Source organism: Oceanivirga salmonicida (assembly GCF_001517915.1).
GTDB lineage: Bacteria > Fusobacteriota > Fusobacteriia > Fusobacteriales > Leptotrichiaceae > Oceanivirga > Oceanivirga salmonicida.
Genome location: NZ_LOQI01000107.1, coordinates 2,540 through 3,103, shown reverse-complemented (window position 1 = coordinate 3,103; position 564 = coordinate 2,540). Strand labels below are relative to the sequence as shown.

General features: G+C 20.9%; 1 protein-coding gene. It reads right to left on the bottom strand.

Annotated elements, in window-relative coordinates:
• Positions 1-324, bottom strand: a 324-nt coding sequence (locus tag AWT72_RS08305) for a hypothetical protein (RefSeq protein ID WP_156413123.1), incomplete at its 3' end; no start/stop codon positions are given.
• Positions 325-564: the final 240 nt, after the last annotated feature.

Sequence of the window (564 nt, the reverse complement as noted above, 5' to 3'; positions counted from 1 at the left end):
TTTTTCTCTAACATAATGAATATCTAGTTTCAAATCATCTTTTTTCCATTGACTTTCATAATCTATTTTAAAATAATTTGTTTTTAATTCTTTTGGTTTATTATGTTCTACAATATAACCTGATGCTTGCGGTACTCCAAAAGAACTATAATGGTATACCGATATTTCATTCTTATTCATTATTATATTTTTTTGTTCTTTATATTCCTTAATTACCTTTTTCTTATATCCTTTATTATTATGATTTAAATAACAGGATAGTGGAGTTAAAAGAAAAATAAAGAAGAATAAATATGTAAAAAATCTATCTTTACTTTCTATCATCTTTTTGCTCCTTTTTTAATATTCTAATTTTTTTATTAGTAAATTTTTCAACTATAGATTATATTAAAAACATATTAAATTCCCTTTATAATTTTAATCATATATTGCAAATGTAAAAGTATCTTTATTATAGTATTTTTCAAACTCTTTATATAACTCTTTTAATGCTTTTACTTTTTCTGGTGTATATTCAATTTCACGTTCTCTTATATCTGAATCATAAATATGATACCCTTCTTC